Raw genomic sequence first — 16,547 nt, 5'->3', positions numbered from 1 at the left:
GGGCTGCGGCGATGCCCGCCCGGCCCGCACCCGCCGGCCACGCACCGGCCCCGCTTGACAGTGGCGTCGGCCGGACGTAGACGGGGAAGCATGAACCGGCACGACCCCGGCGAACGGGCGGGACCGCACGGGAGCACGGCGGCCCGTACGGCCACGGGCGCCGCGGCGGGCACCGGTGGCCCCGAGCGCGCACCCGGGGCAGACGAGTCCGACCGGATGCGGACCGAGTGCGAGGACGCCCTGGTGACGGCCGTGGTCAAGGCCGTCGCGGAGAGCGGCGCCCACGCCGGGAGCGTCTTCCTCCGCTCCCGGGACGGACGGTCCGTCGTACTGGCCGCCGCCTGCGGCACCCCGCCCTCCCTGCTCGGCGGCTGGCGGCTCATCCCGGTGAACAGCCCCATTCCGGTGGCGGTGGCCTACCGCTCGGGCCGGACGGTCCACCTGGCCGACGCCGCCGAAACGGTACGCCGGTACCCCCAGCTCGCGGTGGCGCTGCCGTACGCGTTCGGCTCGGCATCGGTGCCGGTCCGGGCGGGGCAGGAGAGCCTCGGGGCGCTGGCGGTGGTGTGGGCGGCGGCGTCCGGACACCCGGGGCTGTCCCGGACCCAGCTCCGTCACCTGCGGACCATCGCCGGCCGGCTCGGCGCCACCCTCGCCGACCTCCGGGCCCGCGGGGGCGCCCTCGACTGCGACGCCTGCACCGTCCCCCTCCAGGTGCCGGCTCCCGACGCGCCGTCGGTGCGGGTCGGCCTGTTCGACTGGCGGCTCGACACCGGGGCCGTGGTCGCCGACGAGGAGCTGTGCGCGCTGTTCGGCCTCACGCCCGGCACGTTCGACGGCCGGGCCGAGACGCTGGCCGCCCGGCTCCACCCCGGCGACCGGCTGTCGCTCCGGGCGGCGGCCCGGAGCGCCCGTGCGGACGGCAGGGTGCTCGCCCGGCGACTGCGCGTCCGCACCGCCGACGGATACCGCACGGTGGAGCTGTGGGGGCGCGTACCGGAGGTGCCCGGCGAGGAGGCGCGGTCCCACCTGGTCGGCAGCGTGCTCGACATCGGGGCCGGCGCCGCGGCCGTCACCGCGGTCCAACGGCTCCGGGACGGACTCTTCTCCCTCGCCCCGGACGGCCGGGTCGCCTACACCAATCGCGGCCTGGAGCAGCTGCTCGGAGTGTCCGGCCCGGAGCTGCTCGGCAACTGCCTGTGGGAGGTCGTGCCCTGGCTGTCCGATCCCGTCTTCGAGGACCGCCACCGCGCTGCCATGGTCTCCCAGCAGCCCGCCACCTTCCTGGTCCGCCGCCCGCCCGACCGGTGGCTCGCCTTCTCCCTGCACCCGGACGCCAACGGCGTGACCGGCAGGGTGGCGCCCGCCGCCCCTCCGCAGGCCGCCGGACCGACCGTGGGGGCTCGGCCACCGAAAGCGGCGGCGGGGGCCGAGGCGGATACCGAGGACCCACCGACCGACCTGGCCGCACCCGCACGCCTCGGCGCCATCTACCGCATGATGCAGCTGGGCAGCGCGCTGACCGCGGCGGTCACCATGGACGAGGTGTGCGAGGTCGTCTCCGCCCAGCTCCTGCCGGCCTTCGGCGGACAGCACCTGGCCGTCTACGCCATCGAGGAGGGCCGGCTGCACCTGCTCTTCCGCACCGGCCACCACGACCGCTTCCTGCACCACCTGGAGGGCCGACCGCTCGACGCCCCGCTGCCCGGAACGGAAGCGCCGGCCCTCGGCGTGCCCCTGTTCATCGAAGACCGGCCCGACCCGCCCGGCGGCCGCCCGACCGGCAGCGGAGCCGGAGCCGGGGCAGGACCCGGCGAAGGACCCGGGGAAGCCGTGGGCGCCTGGGCCTACCTGCCGCTCATCGCCTCCAACCGTCCCGTCGGCGCCTGCCTCCTCGGATTCGACGACGCCCACCACCTCACCACCAAGGACCGCGGCATCCTCACCGCGCTCAGCGGTCTGATCGCCCAGGCACTGGAACGCGCCCGTCTCTACGACGCGAAGAACGCCCTCGCCCACGGCCTGCAGCACGCGCTGCTGCCACACCGCCTGCCCGTCCTGCCGGGCATCCTCACCACCGGCCGGTACCTGCCCGGCACCAGCGGGATGGACATCGGCGGCGACTGGTACGACGTCATCCCCACCGGGGACGGCGTGGCGCTCGTCGTCGGGGACGTCGAGGGCCACAACATCGCGGCCGCCGGCACCATGGGCCAACTGCGCAGCGCCGTCCGCGCCTTCGCCACCGCCGGCCACTCCCCCGGGGCGGTCCTGGCCGGCACGAACCGGCTCCTGGCCGACCTCGACCCCGGGCTGCTCGCCAGCTGCTGCTACCTCCGCATCGAGCCCGGCAGCGACTGCGCCTACGCCGTCCGGGCCGGGCACTGCCCGCCGCTGCTGCGCCACCCCGACGGCAGCACCGAGGTGCTGGAGCTGGCCGGCGGCCCGCTCCTCGGCGTCGTCGGCACCAGCAGCTATCCCGAGACCCGGCTCGACCTACCCCGCGGGTCGGTCCTCGCCCTCTACACCGACGGCCTCGTCGAGGACCGCGGCCACGACATCGACCTCGGCATCGACGAGCTGCGCGCCGCACTGGCCCACGCCCGCGCCGCGGACCTCGACGAACTCGCCGACCACCTGCTGCGCAAGGCCCGGCGCTCCCCCCACCGCTCCGACGACATCGCCCTGCTGCTCACCGCCTACCACCCCGACCCGGGCTGACCCCGACACCGGGACGAGCCCTCGACGGACCCGGCGCCGGCGGGCCCGCCTGGTGGCGTGGATGGCAGGCTCCCCGAACCCGCCCACCGGGGGCGTGCCCGTCACCGTCTGGGCCCTGCCACGGCGTACCCCACGGTGCCGATCGCGAGCAGGATCCACGCGGTCCAGGCCGACGCCGTCGTACCGGGCGGGAAGAGCATCCAGTTCACGACCTCTCCGACGGTGCCGTTCGGGGTCGGGACGAAGAGGGTGAAGCCGAGCCAGCCGGTGGGCAGGGTCCAGGCGAGGTGCGCACCGCACAGCGCGGCCCCGAGAGCGGCCAACCCGACCAGCCCGGCGGCGTCCCGGACGACGACCTCGGTGGGGGCCGGCTTCGCTCCCGCCGCCTGGACCGTCAGCAGCGCCGCACCGGCGAACGCGCCGACCAGCAGCACGTGCGCAGCCCGGCGGGGCACCCACCGGATCGCGCCCGTCCTCTCCAGCACGACGTCCGGCCCGCCGAGCCCGACGGAAGCGGCCGCCACGTTCGCGGTGAGGATCAGGACCGCGAGCCCCAGGTCCATCGGACCGGCACCGTGCCGGTCAAGGGCCCACACCGTCAGCGCGACGAGTGTGACCGCGGCGGCCGAGGCGGGTACCTGCCGTGACCGGGCGTACAGGGTCAGCCACCTCATCGGGACGCCTCCCCCGCGAGCAGCAGGAGCGGATCGCCCGGCGCGCAGGAGAAGGCACCGGCGCGCAGTCCGAGGATCCGGGAGCGCTGCTCGTCCGGTGATGCCGCCATCAGGTTCCGCCACGCCGTGTCGGCGTCCGCCCAGGTCTTCTGCGCGTAGGCGTCGGCACCCTTGTCGGTCAGCGGTCGGAGCTGCGGATCGTGCAGGGCCCAGCTCACGGCGATGCTCTGGGACGCGACGTCACCGCTCCCGGAGCCTTCCCGGTCGTTGTTCCCGTGGCAGTTCGGCGCCAGCCCCTGGGAGATCAGGGCGCGGGTCAGTGCCTCGCCCTTCGCGTCGGCGAACAGTCGCTCGTCGAAGTCGACGAGCACCACATCGTCGGAGAGCTCTCGGTCGTCGCCGAGCGCGCGCAGCCTGTTGTCCTCCCGCACCGTGTGCGGTGCCGCATCGCCCAGGACGCCGCGCAGCACGCTCAGCGCTTCGGTGCCGCGCGCCGCGAGCTCGGGCAGACGTGCGCGGTTCGCCTGCGTCACGCAGACCGGTCCGTCGCAGACCAGGGCGGCGGCGGTCTTGTCGACGACGTAGGTGTCGCGCGGAGCGCCGGGCAGGACCGGCAGGGCCAGGGCCGCACCGACCAGGACCGGGACGATCGCGAGCAGCCGGGCCCGGCGGGTCACAGCCGACAGCAGGGCGAAGCCGGTGGCGAGCAGACCGAGCAGCCAGAGCGTCTGCCCGACGTGCACGGCGCCGGACAGGGTCAGCAGCATCTCCCGGGGCTCCGGGACCGCCGGGGACAACAGGACGAGCCGGTTCGGCGCCCGGCCCGCCGGCACGAGACCCTCCATGGCCGGTCGGAGGAGGTTCGTCAGCACGAGGAAGCACACCACCAGGGCCGGCGGGGTGAGCACATGGGGCAGGGCCCGCGCGACGCCCATGCCGAACACGGCTCCCGCGACGAGGCCCAGCGCCGCCACGAGCGAGATCGGCAGCCAACCGAGGGTCGTGTAGGTGGTCCGGCCGAGGGCCACCTGGACTCCGCCCACGAGGACCAGGAGGCCGAAGCCCGATGCCAACGTGAGCGCCATCGCACCGGCCGGCAGCGCTGCACGGCGCCAGGCCGGCAGCGGGGTGGTCGACAGCAGTTCGGCCGTGCGCGAGCGGGAGTCGCGCAGCCCGTACACGGCGCCCATTCCCACCACGAGCGGCCACCAGAAGGCGAGCAGGTAGCGGGTCCACATGGCCATGGAGGTCCACTGGGCCGCCCACCCCGCGTCGCCCCTCCACCAGATCCCGTCGATCAGGCAGAAGACCGCCAGGCTGCCGCCCAGGACGACCACGCCGGGCCACGGGCCGACGGAGCGCTTCAGCTCGGTGCGTAGGACACGCATGCTCACCAGGTGCCTCCCTGCTGCCCGGAGGTGCGGAGCAGCGCCGAGTAGCCGCGCTCCAGGGGGCTGTCGCCCGGGTGCTCGGGGCCGCCCGCCGCGGCCAGGTCGTCCGGCGTGCCCTGGAAGACGAGGCGGCCGTCGGCGAAGAGCACCACGTCCGAGCAGGCGGCCGCGACGTCCTCGACCAGGTGGGTGGAGACGACCACGCACGTGTCGCGGCCCAGGTCCTGGAGCAGTTCGCGGAAGCGCAGCCGCTGCGCCGGGTCCAGGCCGGCCGTCGGCTCGTCCAGCAGCAGCACCTCGGGGTCGTTGACGATGGCCTGGGCGATGCCGGCCCGCCGCACCATTCCTCCGGACAGGGTCTTCATCCGGTGGTCGGCGCGGTCCGCCAGGCCCACCCGTTCCACGGCCCGCTGGACGGCTGCGGGAACCGCCGCCTTCGGCACCTCCTTCAGCCAGGCCATGTACTCGACGAACTCGCGCACCGTGAAGCGCTTGTAGTAGCCGAACTCCTGCGGCAGGTAGCCGATCCGGCGGCGCAGGGCCCGGTGGTCGCCCATCGCACGCACGGAGGTGCCGAGCAGCTCCAGGTCGCCCTCGGTGGGGCGCAGCACGGTGGCCAGCGTCCGGATCAGGGTGGTCTTCCCCGCTCCGTTGGGCCCCAGGAGGCCGTGGACGCCGGTGCCCAGGGTGAGGTCGAGCCCGTCGACGGCCATCTTCTTCCGTCCGACGCGCACTCTCAGGCCGCTGGCCCGGATCTCCCAGGCATAGGTCTTCGGCGCGGTGTCAGCCGCGGTCATCAGGGGTGCCATGCGGTGGTCCCTTTCGAGGGTCGACGATGGTGTCACAGCGTTGAGTAGGCGTTTCTGCGGGCGATCACGGCACCGACGCCGAGCGCGAGGAGCAGCCCCCACGCGGGCAGCCCCTCCGGCTGGGTGACGAGCTGCAGGGCGAGGGGGACGCGGCCGGTGTCCCACGCGGGTGCCACGGCAACGCCCCACGCGACCACCAGCCCGACGACGGCGCGGGTCACGCCGACCACGCTGCCCAGCGCCAGGGCGGTGGAGGTGAAGGCCAGGGAGGGCAGCAACCACTGCGCGGCCGTCATGGTCCCGGTCAGCCATCCCCCGGCGAGGAGCACGGGCAGGACGACCAGGAGCACCGCCGTGGTGCGCCGGAGGAGCAGGGGCAGGCCGGCCCTGGCGGTCGAGGCCGTCAGTTCGTACGCCGGGTCCAGGCCGCGCGACCACGATGCGGCGACACCGCACATCGGCAGCACGGGCGCGATCAGCAACACCGGCGAGGCGTCGCCGAAGAGTTTCGACGGAGCGACGGCGTCCAGCAGCAGCGCCGCAAGGGTGACGGCGACGGTCATGGCCAGCCATGGCGCCACGACCGGTGTCAGCCAGGCCGACGCCCACCTCGGGCGGTGCCGCCGCGAAGGCGTCCTGACGGCCGCGTCCAGCTGCGGTTCCAGACCGGCCCGGACGGTGTCGAGGAGCGCGGCGACGTCGGGCGCCTCGGTGGTCACGGAGGTCGCCAGGTGGCGCCGGCACGGCGCGCACGCCTCCAGGTGGGCCTCCAACGCCCACACCGTGTCCGCGGCCATCTCCGTGTCACCGCGTGCGTAGTCGTCGATCAACCGCCTCGACGCGTGTTCCCCGCTCATGCCAGCGCCTCCCGCATCGCGATCCGGGCCCGGCGGGCACGGGTCTTGACCGTGCCTTCGGGCAGTCTGAGCAGGACGGCGGTCTCCCGGACGGAGAGCCCGTCGAGCACCGTGGCCTGCAGTACCTCGCGCAGTTCCGGCGCCAGTCGCCGCAGGGCGTCGCCGACGTCGCCGCCGACCGTCCCGGCGAGCGCCTCCTCCTCCGCGGCGGGCACCACCGCCCGCTCGGCGGCGGCCGCCGGCGGTTCGGCGTGGTGGGCACGGCGCCGGAACGCGTCGACGAGGCGCCGCGCCGCGATCGTCCACAGCCACCCGACAGCCGTCCCGCCGACCGCGCTCCCGGCGAACGCGCCGGCCGCGCGCCACACCGCCAGATAGGTCTCCTGCATGACCTCGGCGACGATCTGCTCGTCCGCGCAACGGCGGCGCAACCGCACCGCCAGCCACGGCGACGTGCGCCGGTACAACTCGTCGAACGCCCGGCGGTCGCCTCTGGCCACCAGCCGGACGAGGCGTTCCTCGTCCAGCTCGTCCCATGCTCTCCTGCGTGATCTCACACCAGCCAGACGCCCGCTGCGGCGCACAGGTTCTGCCCCGGCGGTGACCTGCGTCACAGTCCGGAATCCCGGCCGGCTGACGGCTCCGATCCGCCTCGTTGCGTGAGCACGCCGCCGAGCAGGCCGTGCGGCGTGGTCGCGAGGGCCCGCCGCCACGCGCGTACGGTGGATGTACGGCCGGGCGGGTAGCCGGTGGCAGGCACTTCCGGCTGCCACCGCGGACGACTGCACGCCGCGATGCGGCGTTCTGCTCCCACACAGGAGGGAAGGCCATGCCCGAGCACAGGATCGGCACGCAGGAGGAGTTCCAGGCGGCCCGAGAGGAGCTGCTCGCGGAGGAGAAGAGGCTCACCCGGCTCGGTGACGAGCTCGCACGGAAGCGGCGGGAGCTTCCCTGGGTGCCGGTCGAGAAGGACTACGGCTTGGAGACCGCCGACGGGACCAGGTCGCTCGCGGACCTCTTCGACGGGCGCTCGCAACTGCTCGTCTACCACTTCATGTTCGGCCCGTCCTACGAGGCCGGATGCCCGGTCTGTTCATCTATCGCGGACACCCTCAGCCCCAACGCGGTCCACCTGAAAGCCCGCGACGTGACGCTGATCTGCTCCTCGCGTGCGCCGATCGACAAACTGCTCGCCTACCGCGAACGGATGGGCTGGCGCTTCGACTGGATCTCCGCCGCCGGCAGCGACTTCCACCGCGACCTCGGCTTCCAGTACACCGAGGAGGAGCTGGGGCCGTTCCTCCGGGGTGACATCCCGCCGACCGTGCGTCAGATGGCGCGGGCGTGCGGCACCGACGTGCTCGGGTACGTCACCGAGGGCCCCGGACTGAGCGTCTACGCGCTCTCGAACGGCACCGTCCACCGGACGTACGTCACCACTGCGCGCGGCCTTGAGCCCGCCATGGCCTACTACGGCCTCCTCGACCGGACGCCGATGGGCCGGCACGAAGAGGGCGAGGAGACCCACTGGCTACGCCGCCACGACGAGTACGGGAACACCTGAGGACCGTCTCGGCCGCGCTGTCTTCGCCACGCTGTCTTCGCCCCCCGCGACGGCCCGCCCCCTACGAACGGGCGGGCTCCGCCGCCGGGCAAGCGGTCGCCACCGCGGTCGCCACCGCCCCTGACGCGGATCCGTGGTCCTACACGGCGAGGGTGGATCGTCGGGGCGCGCGGCGGCGGCCGGAGCCCTGGTCGCCGCGACCGGAGGCGGCCGGCGTGTCGCCCGCGGTGTGGGCGGGGCGGGGGCGGCGCGCGGACGGGCTGCGGCGCGGCCGCTCGATGACGGGGTCGGGGATCACGGTGGGGATGCCGGTGGGCACGCGGGCGCCGGTGATGCGGGCCAGGTCCTCGCCGCCGGCGCTGACCCTGGTGGTGACGGGGGTGATGGCGGCCGTTGCCATCAGGCGGGCCATCGCGCGGCGCTGGTTGGGCAGCACCAGCGTGACGACGGTGCCGGACTCACCCGCCCGGGCGGTGCGGCCGCCCCGGTGGAGGTAGTCCTTGTGGTCGACCGGCGGGTCCAGGTTGACGACGAGGTCGAGCCCGTCGACGTGGATGCCGCGGGCGGCGACATTGGTCGCGATCAACGCAGTCACCTGGCCGGTGCGGAACTGCTCCAGAGTGCGGGTGCGTTGCGGTTGGAGCTTGCCGCCGTGCAGGGCCGCGGCCTTCACACCGTTCGCGAGCAGGTCCTCCACCAGGCGGTCCGCGCCGTGCCTGGTGTCGGTGAACATGATCACCCTGCCGTCGCGGGACGCGATGTGGGCGATCGTGGCGTTCTTGTCGAAGTTCTGCACGTGCAGCACGTGGTGCTCCATGGTGCTGACCGCCCCCGCGGACGGGTCCACCGAGTGGGTGACCGGGTCCTTGAGGAAGCGCCGCACCAGGCGGTCGACGTTGCGGTCCAGGGTGGCGGAGAACAGCATGGTCTGGCCGCCTTCGGCGACCTGGTCGAGGAGCTCGGTGACGTGCGGCAGGAAGCCCATGTCGGCCATCTGGTCGGCTTCGTCGAGCACGGTGACGCCGACCCCGTCGAGTTGGCAGTCACCCCGCTGGATCAGGTCCTTGAGCCGGCCCGGGGTGGCGACCACGACCTCCGCGCCACGGTTCAGCACCCATGCCTGGCGGCTCATCGACGCCCCGCCCACCACGGTCGCCATCCGCAGGCGCACCGCGTGGGCGTAGGGGGTGAGGGCTTCGGTGACCTGCTGCGCGAGCTCGCGGGTGGGGACCAGCACCAGAGCCAGCGGACGGCGCGGCTCGGCCCTGTGCCCGGCGGTGCGGGCCAGCACGGCGAGGCCGAACGCGATGGTCTTCCCGGAGCCGGTGCGGCCTCGTCCGAGGACGTCACGGCCGGCCAGCGAGTTCGGCAGGGTTTCGGCCTGGATCGGGAACGGCGCGGTGACACCCCGGCGGGCCAGCACCGGCAGCAGCGCCTTCGGCATGTCCAGCTCCTCGAAGGACACGGCGGCCGGCAGCGCCGGGGTGGTGCTCACCGGCATCGCGAACTCGCCCGGCGCCGACGGGCCCCGGCCGACGCTGCGACCGGAGGGGCGCCGGCCCTGGGCGGCCCGGGTGCCGGGGAAGGAACCGCCGCCGGAACGGGAGCCGGCGTTCTGGTACGGGGAGCGACTGGAGCGGTTCATGCAGGAGCCTTCCTCGGGGCGGCACGTCACGAGGAAGGCTCCGTGGCGCGGGGCGACGGCGGAGACCGCGAGGAAACGGGCCGGAAGTGTGACGGTCGGAGCGTGGACGGTGGAACCGTGCGGCACGTCACCTGAGGTCGGCGCTCACCGCACGGTGCGGGAGCGAACGACCGCGAACCGTGAGCTGCCACGGCAGGGCGCCGGTCGGGACGCGGCGCCGTGTCTCGCGCGGGGGGTGACCGCCGCCGCGGAGTCGGAGTCAGGGGGCCTGAGCGGCCGGGAGCGCGTCGTGGCGCAATGCCGAGGGGCCCGCACCGGGCGTGTGCGCGGTGCGGGCCCCTCGCTGCTTGGCGGGTGCCGTGGCAGAAGAACTACAGCGGGCGAATGTTCTCGGCCTGCGGGCCCTTCTGGCCCTGCGTGACGTCGAACTCGACCTTCTGGCCCTCAAGCAGCTCACGGAAGCCGTTGGCGTTGATGTTCGAGTAGTGGGCGAAGACGTCCGGGCCGCCACCCTCCTGCTCGATGAAGCCGAAGCCCTTTTCCGAGTTGAACCACTTCACAGTGCCATTAGCCATTAAGAAATCTCCTTCAAGGGGCTGTCCGAAGCGCGCACAGCGCACGCTCCGAGTCGCCGCGGGAAGCGCCCACCCGGGAAGAGCCGGGAAACAAAAATACGCCTGCGAATACATCAGCAGGCGCACACAAAGTTCATGGGAACCACTACTGCAACTAAAACGACTCTAGCAGGCCCGAGCGCGCTTCGGGTGAACATTTCGCCCACAGTTTCCGGGGGGCGCCCCCGTGATCGCCGGGCCTGAGCCGTCATGGTCCTCAACACGCCTTGACAGCAGCCTCGTTGACACGTCCGCGAGGTTCCGGCGCCGAGCGCCCGGAAGGACGATCCCGGCGGACACGGCGAGCCCCCTCGTCCCGACGGCGCCGCACAAGTGATCACCTCGCGCTCGCCGACACCGCTCAGGGCGCCCCGGACTGCGCGTGCGGCATTATCACCCCTCACTCGAACGCAAGTGCACCGAATGGGCCCGCTCCCGCGATTTCCGGCGCATACTGGAGGGGATGAACAACTTCGCAGCAGCCCGCCGCCCCCTGCCGAACAGCCCCTTCAAGGCCCCGCCCGAGGCGCCCCGCAAGCACTTCGCCGTCGGCGACCGAGTCACCCACGACCGGTACGGCCTCGGCCGCGTCATCGGCGTCGAAGGCGACGGCGACACCGCCGTGCTCGTCGACTTCGGATCGCAGCGGGTACGCGTCTCCCCGCCGTACAGCACGCTGTTCGTGCTCTGACCCGGCCGCCCCCGGCCCCCGCGCCAAGGGCGCACACGCCTCCCGGGTGGAGCGCCCGGGAGGCGTCGCCACATGGCGGGCCGGGCGTGCCCGCGCGGGCGGAACTCCGACGGGCATCGATCAGCACAGCGCTCACCGCGCACACCCTGTCCTCGGCGTGCGCCGCTGCGCCACTGCGCGCCGCGTCGCTGCGTCGCGAAGTCGACGTGGGCGAGGCGAAGCGCTGGTGGTAGCCCTCGGCCCGTCGAACAGGGTGTCGTTCTACTCGTGGCGACAGTCTGCCAAATCGTCGAGGAGGAGGTCGGCGACCACTTCCTCGACCACTGCGGTGCGCAGTTCGGCCATGGCGCCGACGAGCGCCCGGTCCCATGGAGCGGGCGTAAGGCGGCCCGGGTTGGGGCCCGAGGGGACCCGGGGTGCGGCGGCGCGGTAGTCGTCGGCTGTCATCCGCCAGGGAACGGCGCCGGTCTTGACCATGACGTGGGCCGCGATGCGGATGCCCTCTCCGTCGAAGTCACCGTGGTAGCGCAGTGAGGCGCCGTCGTCGACAAGCCGGCGTAGCAGGTGGATCACAGCGGTGTTGGGCCAGCCGGCGGTGCAGACGAGAGGTGGGCAGTCGGCACCGAACCGCTGTAGCGCCAGGGCAAGCACACTGGGATTCTCGGTTATGTGCACCGGTCCTCCGGGACCGGTGAATTCACCAGGTGCGCGCAGTTGGGCGAGGGTCAGGCTGACGGGGTGCCCGGCTCCAGCGCAGATCCGGGAGATCCCGGCGACCGGGCCCTCTCCCCCAGGGCGGAGGCCGACGGCGAGCACGGTGGAGGACAGCTCGTCGTCCGCCACGCCGGCTCGGCTCCAGAGCGCACGCCGTCCTTCGGCGGTGTCGGGCATGTCGGTGCCGTACACCGCCGCCAGTGCGCGCAGGACCAGGGAGGACAGCCGGGTCCCGTCGTCGAGGGCATGGGAGTCGCCGTCGAGAAGGCGGGCGGCGAGGACCGGTAGTGGCTCGCCTCCGGCCGGGAGCGCTGCGAGGACGGCCAGCGCGGCGGTCAGCAGGCCCCGGGTCCGGTCGGGTGAGCCGTCGACGAGGCCGTTGGTCCGCAAGTGGCCGACCCACTCCAGGAGAGCGGGCTGGGCGGTGACCACGCCGTGGCCGGCCAACCACCCCCACAGGGCGTCGCGTTGGCCGGTCCTGCGGTTGCGCTCGGCGGCCCGGTCGTGGATCGGACCGAGGATCGCGGTCACCACGTCCCGAACGGGCCGGCCGCAGGCGTCCAGCACGGCACCGTCGAGTTCGGCGAGGAGGATCGTCGGTTCGGTCGCGGGAAGCCGGTCGAGGCCGAGGAGGTCGGCCAGCGTCTCCCGGCCGATGTCGTCGAGCGGCCCGGACCGCACCCGGCTGACGGGGCGGCCGGTGGAGAGGCGGTCGTGGACGGCCGACCAGAGGGGTCGGAGCTCCGGGAGGTCGAGGGGGTGGCGGTCGGTCATGCCGGTTCTTGCCCATCCGCGTCGTCGGGCAGAAGTTCGGTGCCTGTCCAGGTGAAACGGGCACTGGTGACGGCGTCGTCGCCGTCCCCTCCGGTGATCAGCTGGTGGACGGCGATGCCCGAGAGCTCCCGATAGGTGCACCACTCGTGGTCGGAGGTGAGCACCAGATCGAGGTCGAGCGCCGCAAGGAGGCCGAAGACCTGCCCGCGGTTGACGGTGTCGACACCAACGAAGACCTCGTCGAGCAGGATCAGTCGCGGGGACTCCGGCACCGCCTCGTAGTGGGCGGCCACGGCGGCGAACAGCGGCAGGTGGAGGGCGATGGCCTTCTCGCCGCCGGAAAGCGCGCCGTGGAGCTTCTTGGTGAGCAGTTGCCAGCCCGCACCGTTGGCACGGTCCAGCTTGACGACGAACTGGTGCCAGGCCGTGTAGTCGAGGACTTCGGCGAGCTGTTCCTCCCACGTCGCGGCGGTGTTACGGCTCTTGGCCTCCTCGATACGGCCGCGGAAGAAGGCGTGCAGGGCCTCGCGGTCGGCCTCGGTGATCCTGGCCGGGTCCTTGAGCAGGAGCTCGCGAGCCGTCCTGGTGCCCGCGGGCAGGTCCGGGTGGATCTGCCAGACCAGGCGCACGGCCACCTTGGAGGCGGTGCGGACGTTTTCGAGGTGGCCGTTCATGCGCTCCACGAGCTCGCCGGCCTGGCGGATGCGGGAGGCCAGGTGGCGGCGGGTGTCGCCGGTGAGGGTCCGGTCGAAGAGGCTGCGTTCGGCGGCCGTGATGTCGTCCTGGCTCCGGTCACGGTCGCCGGTGAGGATGGAGAGGAGGTCGGTCGCGCCGACGCGAATGCCGTCGATGGTGGCGGTGAGGACGTGGATGTCCTCCTCGGCTTCGAGTTCGAGGTCGGCACGACTGCTGAGGCTCTGGCGGGCTCGGTGGACGGCCTCGGAGAGACGGTTCAGCGAGTCGCCGAGGTTCCTGGGGCCATGCGGCAGGTTGGGCCACGCAGCGGCGGTCTCGCGCGCCGCTTCGAGAGTGGCGCGGGTGCCATCCTGGGAGGTGAGGACGAGCCCGAGGCTCGCGTCCTCGGGAAACCCGAGGCCGCACAGGCGCCGGAAGCCGTGGGCGGCCTCGTTCCTGGCCGCCACGGCGTCGTCACGCCGGGCGGCGTCCTGGGCCACGCCGGCGCCCAGAGCACCGATCCGGCCTTCGAGGGCGAGGAGTGCCTGGGTGCTGGTGTCGATCTCGCGGCGGGTCCGGTCGAGCGTCTTCCGGAAGTCGCTGATACGGGCAGCCACTTGGCGGTAGTCCTCACCAACGGCGCTCTCGACGGCCTGGAGTGCGGACCGGAGCCCGCGGGCAGCGGCTTCGGCGTCCTCCGCCTCGTCCAGTTTCTCGGCTGCCGCATCCCGGGACGCCTCGGCGTGGCTGCGGGCGGCGTCCCAGGCATGCTGGGCGGCCGTCCAGGCAAGCTGAGCGTCGAGCCACACGTCCGCCTGCTCGCGCAGCGCGTCGACTGCCGTGGCGGTCGCGTCCAGGGCGGCGCGTTCGGTCGGCAGAGCGTGCTCGGCCGAGGCGACGGCGAGTGCGCGCAGCGCGTCCGCGACCGCGTCCTCCTCTCGCGCCAACCGTTCAGCGGCCTCGCGGGCTGCGTCCTCGCGGGCGCCCACCTCGGACTCAGTCCGTTCCCAGACGCGCCTGGCCTGCTCCACCTCCCGGTGGTGCGGGCGGGAACGGAGGTCCACGCCGAGGCGCGTCCGACGGTCGGCAAGGGCGCTCAGCCGCGTCTCGAAACCGGTGACGGCGGTGTCGGCCTCGGCCAGTTCTGTGGCGAGTTCCGCGATCCGCCGTTGCCTGGCGCGTTCCCGGGCCGCGGCACCGATGTGGCTGGACTCCTCCTTGGTCCAGGAACCGACCGCCATCGCCAGCCGCCAGCTTCCGTCGGCCGCCACGGCGGCCGGGTGACCCGCCGGGAGCACGGGACCGTAGGCGATACCGGCCAGCAGCCGTCGCACCCGGTCGGGCGGCACGGGGCCGTCGGGTTCCGGAACGAGGACGTCGAGCAGCGAGGGGCCCGGAACGGGATCGGCCGAGGCAGGGTCGGCCAATGTGTCGTGTCCGGCGACGACGAGACCGCCGTCGGGGGTCATCCAGGCGTCGAGCAGGCCGGCCACTTCCAGGGCCGCTTCGATGCCGGCCTGGTCGGCGGGCGACACCTCCGGCCGGAACGCCAGCAGTCGCCACAGCGGCGCCCCCGGCAGGACCGACCGGTCGGCTGTGCGGGTCGGTGGTGGAACCGGTGGGAGATCGACCGCGGCCGCCGTGCGTTCCAGATCCCCGACGACCTGGTCACGCCGGGCGCGGGCGTCGTCCCGGCCGGCACGGGCGGTCGTCTCGTCGGCGGTGACGGAACTCTCCGCTGCCCGGGCGGCGGCTTCGACCACCGCGAGGACGTCGGTCTCGACCGCGGCGCGGGACACGAGTTCCTCGACGTCGTCGATCGACAGCTCGGTGCAGTCGTCCGTCGCCCACCGGCGCAGCAGGTCGGCGTGGGCATCGACAGCGGTCTCGTAGGCGTGGGCGTTACCGTCGCGCCGTGTGATCGCGTCGGCCAGCCGTTCGCGGGCCGTGTCGAGGTGCCGCTCCGCCGTCGTCCGATCCGCGAGGGAACGCTCGTGGCGCTCGACGGCGGCGCGGACCGCGGCGATCTGACCATGCCGCGAGACGACCGCGCCACGCAGCAGGCGGCGCGCCGTGCGTCCCTGCTCCTGCATGTCCCCGGACGGCCCCGGCGGGGCGCCGAGCAGCGTCTGCACCTCGGCGCAGACGGACTCCATGGCTGCCCGCCGCGCCGCGCCACGCGTCTCCTCCCGGGCTACCCGGGTGCGCTCGGCCCGCTGCTCGGAGCGCAGCCGCGCATCGTCGGCACGCCCGGCGTCCTCAGCGGCCGCCTGGGCCTTCCGGTCGGCAGCGACGCGGGCACGGGCGGCGCTCCCATCAGCCTGGTCGGTCCTGCGACGGAGCTGGTCGAGTTCCTGCCCCTGCCGATAGGCCTCGGAGTCGAGCAACCCCTCGATGGCGCCCTCGGTCTCCTGTCGCCGGTGTTCGAGCTCTTCTCGCGCGCCCCTGCCCTCCTCACGCCGGCGCACGGCTTCGGCGAGCTCCTCCTCGCTCTCCCTGGCGATGCGGGTGAGGTTATCCATCTCGGTCGTCGCGGAGATGAGCGCCGCCGCCCCGGCGCGCAGGACGCGCTGGGCGTAGCCCCGCTGCTGATGCGCGACCGAGGTGGCCGCGGCCACCTCGTCGTCCAAGGTCTTCAGGTGTTCCCGCTGACGGTCGAGGCGTTCGAAGCCCTCGGCCAGTTCGGCGATCTCCCCCTCGCCGAGCGGAGGCAAGGCCCGCGAGAGCAGGGAGGACAACAGCGAAGGGTCCAGGCGCTCGGAGAGTTTGGGGGTGCGGAGCTGGAGCAGTGCGGTGATCAGGGCGTCGTAGCGTTGCTCGCTCAGCCCGGGAAAGAGCGTGCCCCGGACCGCGTTGCGGTAGTCCGTGGGTGATCCGTGCAGCTCGCCCCGGTCTTGCAGGGCTTCGGCCAGTGCGGCGCGGGTGAGTGGCTGGCCCGCATCGTTGACCAGGGAGAGCCCGTCGGAGCGGTCGATCCGCGCTTCGGTGGTGAAGTAGTCCACGGTGACACCGGTGGTGTGCACGCTCGCCTGGAGTCTGGCACCACAGGTGAAGCGGACGGGATCGCCGTCGTCGCGGACGAACTCCAGCCACACGTACCCGACCCGGGTCTTGCCCGAGGTGCCCTCGCCCATCAGGTTCCAGTGCATGGTGCGTTCGGAGCCACCGAAGGTGGACAGCCGGTTGGGGCGCAGGCTCGCGTCGAGCAGGAACGGCAGGAGCACTTCCAGCGCCTTGGACTTGCCGGTACCGTTCTGCCCCCGCAGGAGCAGGCGGCCCTCGTGGAAGGTGAAGGTCTCGTCGTAGTACCGCCAGACGTTGAGGATGCCGGCCCTGGAGGGCTGCCATCGCACTGCCGCAGCCGCCGTCGGGGACGCCGAGCGCTGCGGGAGCTGTGTCACGGTCATCGGAGGTCTTC

The 16,547-nt window shown here is 73.4% G+C and carries 12 protein-coding genes; 3 read left to right on the top strand and 9 right to left on the bottom strand.

Annotated elements, in window-relative coordinates; translation table 11 throughout:
- The first annotated feature begins 90 nt into the window (after window positions 1-90).
- Window positions 91-2,721 carry a SpoIIE family protein phosphatase gene (locus ABT048_RS28600; protein ID WP_350524412.1) on the top strand — a complete coding sequence of 877 codons (2,631 nt, stop codon included), beginning with the start codon at window positions 91-93 and terminating at the stop codon, window positions 2,719-2,721.
- 101 nt (window positions 2,722-2,822) lie between these two features.
- On the opposite strand, the gene ABT048_RS28595 is transcribed toward ABT048_RS28600, so the two are convergent.
- From ABT048_RS28595 to ABT048_RS28575, 5 genes are read right to left on the bottom strand one after another with little or no spacing between them, the layout of a single operon-like run.
- The gene (locus ABT048_RS28595; protein ID WP_350524411.1) at window positions 2,823-3,395 is read right to left on the bottom strand and encodes a hypothetical protein; all 573 of its coding nucleotides are present in this window, start codon (window positions 3,393-3,395) and stop codon (window positions 2,823-2,825) included.
- The gene (locus ABT048_RS28590; RefSeq protein ID WP_350524410.1) at window positions 3,392-4,789 is read right to left on the bottom strand and encodes a hypothetical protein; all 1,398 of its coding nucleotides are present in this window, start codon (window positions 4,787-4,789) and stop codon (window positions 3,392-3,394) included. The genes ABT048_RS28595 and ABT048_RS28590 overlap by 4 nt, the downstream gene beginning before the upstream one ends.
- Window positions 4,786-5,595, bottom strand: coding sequence for an ABC transporter ATP-binding protein (locus ABT048_RS28585; protein ID WP_350524409.1), 810 nt, complete (start codon window positions 5,593-5,595; stop codon window positions 4,786-4,788). Before ABT048_RS28585 ends, ABT048_RS28590 begins: the two co-directional genes overlap by 4 nt.
- A gap of 32 nt (window positions 5,596-5,627) precedes the next feature.
- Entirely contained in the window at window positions 5,628-6,452 is an 825-nt protein-coding gene (locus ABT048_RS28580; protein ID WP_350524408.1) for a zf-HC2 domain-containing protein, read from the bottom strand.
- Window positions 6,449-7,009: an RNA polymerase sigma factor gene (locus ABT048_RS28575; RefSeq protein ID WP_350524407.1), complete on the bottom strand. Its 561-nt coding sequence runs from the start codon at window positions 7,007-7,009 to the stop codon at window positions 6,449-6,451. The genes ABT048_RS28580 and ABT048_RS28575 overlap by 4 nt, the downstream gene beginning before the upstream one ends.
- A 272-nt stretch (window positions 7,010-7,281) precedes the next feature.
- On the opposite strand from ABT048_RS28575, the gene ABT048_RS28570 reads away from it, so the two are divergent.
- Window positions 7,282-8,016 carry a DUF899 domain-containing protein gene (locus ABT048_RS28570; RefSeq protein ID WP_350524406.1) on the top strand — a complete coding sequence of 245 codons (735 nt, stop codon included), beginning with the start codon at window positions 7,282-7,284 and terminating at the stop codon, window positions 8,014-8,016.
- A 139-nt stretch (window positions 8,017-8,155) separates the two neighbouring features.
- On the opposite strand, the gene ABT048_RS28565 is transcribed toward ABT048_RS28570, so the two are convergent.
- Both ABT048_RS28565 and ABT048_RS28560 read right to left on the bottom strand, forming a co-directional pair.
- Window positions 8,156-9,661 carry a DEAD/DEAH box helicase gene (locus ABT048_RS28565; RefSeq protein WP_350524405.1) on the bottom strand — a complete coding sequence of 502 codons (1,506 nt, stop codon included), beginning with the start codon at window positions 9,659-9,661 and terminating at the stop codon, window positions 8,156-8,158.
- A 371-nt stretch (window positions 9,662-10,032) separates the two neighbouring features.
- Window positions 10,033-10,236, bottom strand: a complete 204-nt coding sequence (locus ABT048_RS28560) for a cold-shock protein (protein WP_045694210.1) — start codon at window positions 10,234-10,236, stop codon at window positions 10,033-10,035.
- 502 nt (window positions 10,237-10,738) lie between these two features.
- On the opposite strand from ABT048_RS28560, the gene ABT048_RS28555 reads away from it, so the two are divergent.
- Window positions 10,739-10,966 carry a hypothetical protein gene (locus ABT048_RS28555; protein WP_350524404.1) on the top strand — a complete coding sequence of 76 codons (228 nt, stop codon included), beginning with the start codon at window positions 10,739-10,741 and terminating at the stop codon, window positions 10,964-10,966.
- Window positions 10,967-11,227: 261 nt separating this feature from the next.
- On the opposite strand, the gene ABT048_RS28550 is transcribed toward ABT048_RS28555, so the two are convergent.
- Both ABT048_RS28550 and ABT048_RS28545 read right to left on the bottom strand, forming a co-directional pair.
- The gene (locus ABT048_RS28550) at window positions 11,228-12,454 is read right to left on the bottom strand and encodes a TIGR02679 family protein (protein ID WP_350524403.1); all 1,227 of its coding nucleotides are present in this window, start codon (window positions 12,452-12,454) and stop codon (window positions 11,228-11,230) included.
- Window positions 12,451-16,536 carry a TIGR02680 family protein gene (locus ABT048_RS28545; protein ID WP_350524402.1) on the bottom strand — a complete coding sequence of 1,362 codons (4,086 nt, stop codon included), beginning with the start codon at window positions 16,534-16,536 and terminating at the stop codon, window positions 12,451-12,453. Before ABT048_RS28545 ends, ABT048_RS28550 begins: the two co-directional genes overlap by 4 nt.
- Window positions 16,537-16,547 lie beyond the last annotated feature (11 nt).

It is taken from the genome of Kitasatospora sp. NPDC096140, assembly GCF_040303045.1.
GTDB lineage: Bacteria > Actinomycetota > Actinomycetes > Streptomycetales > Streptomycetaceae > Kitasatospora.
This window is presented reverse-complemented; position numbering and strand designations above follow the sequence as displayed.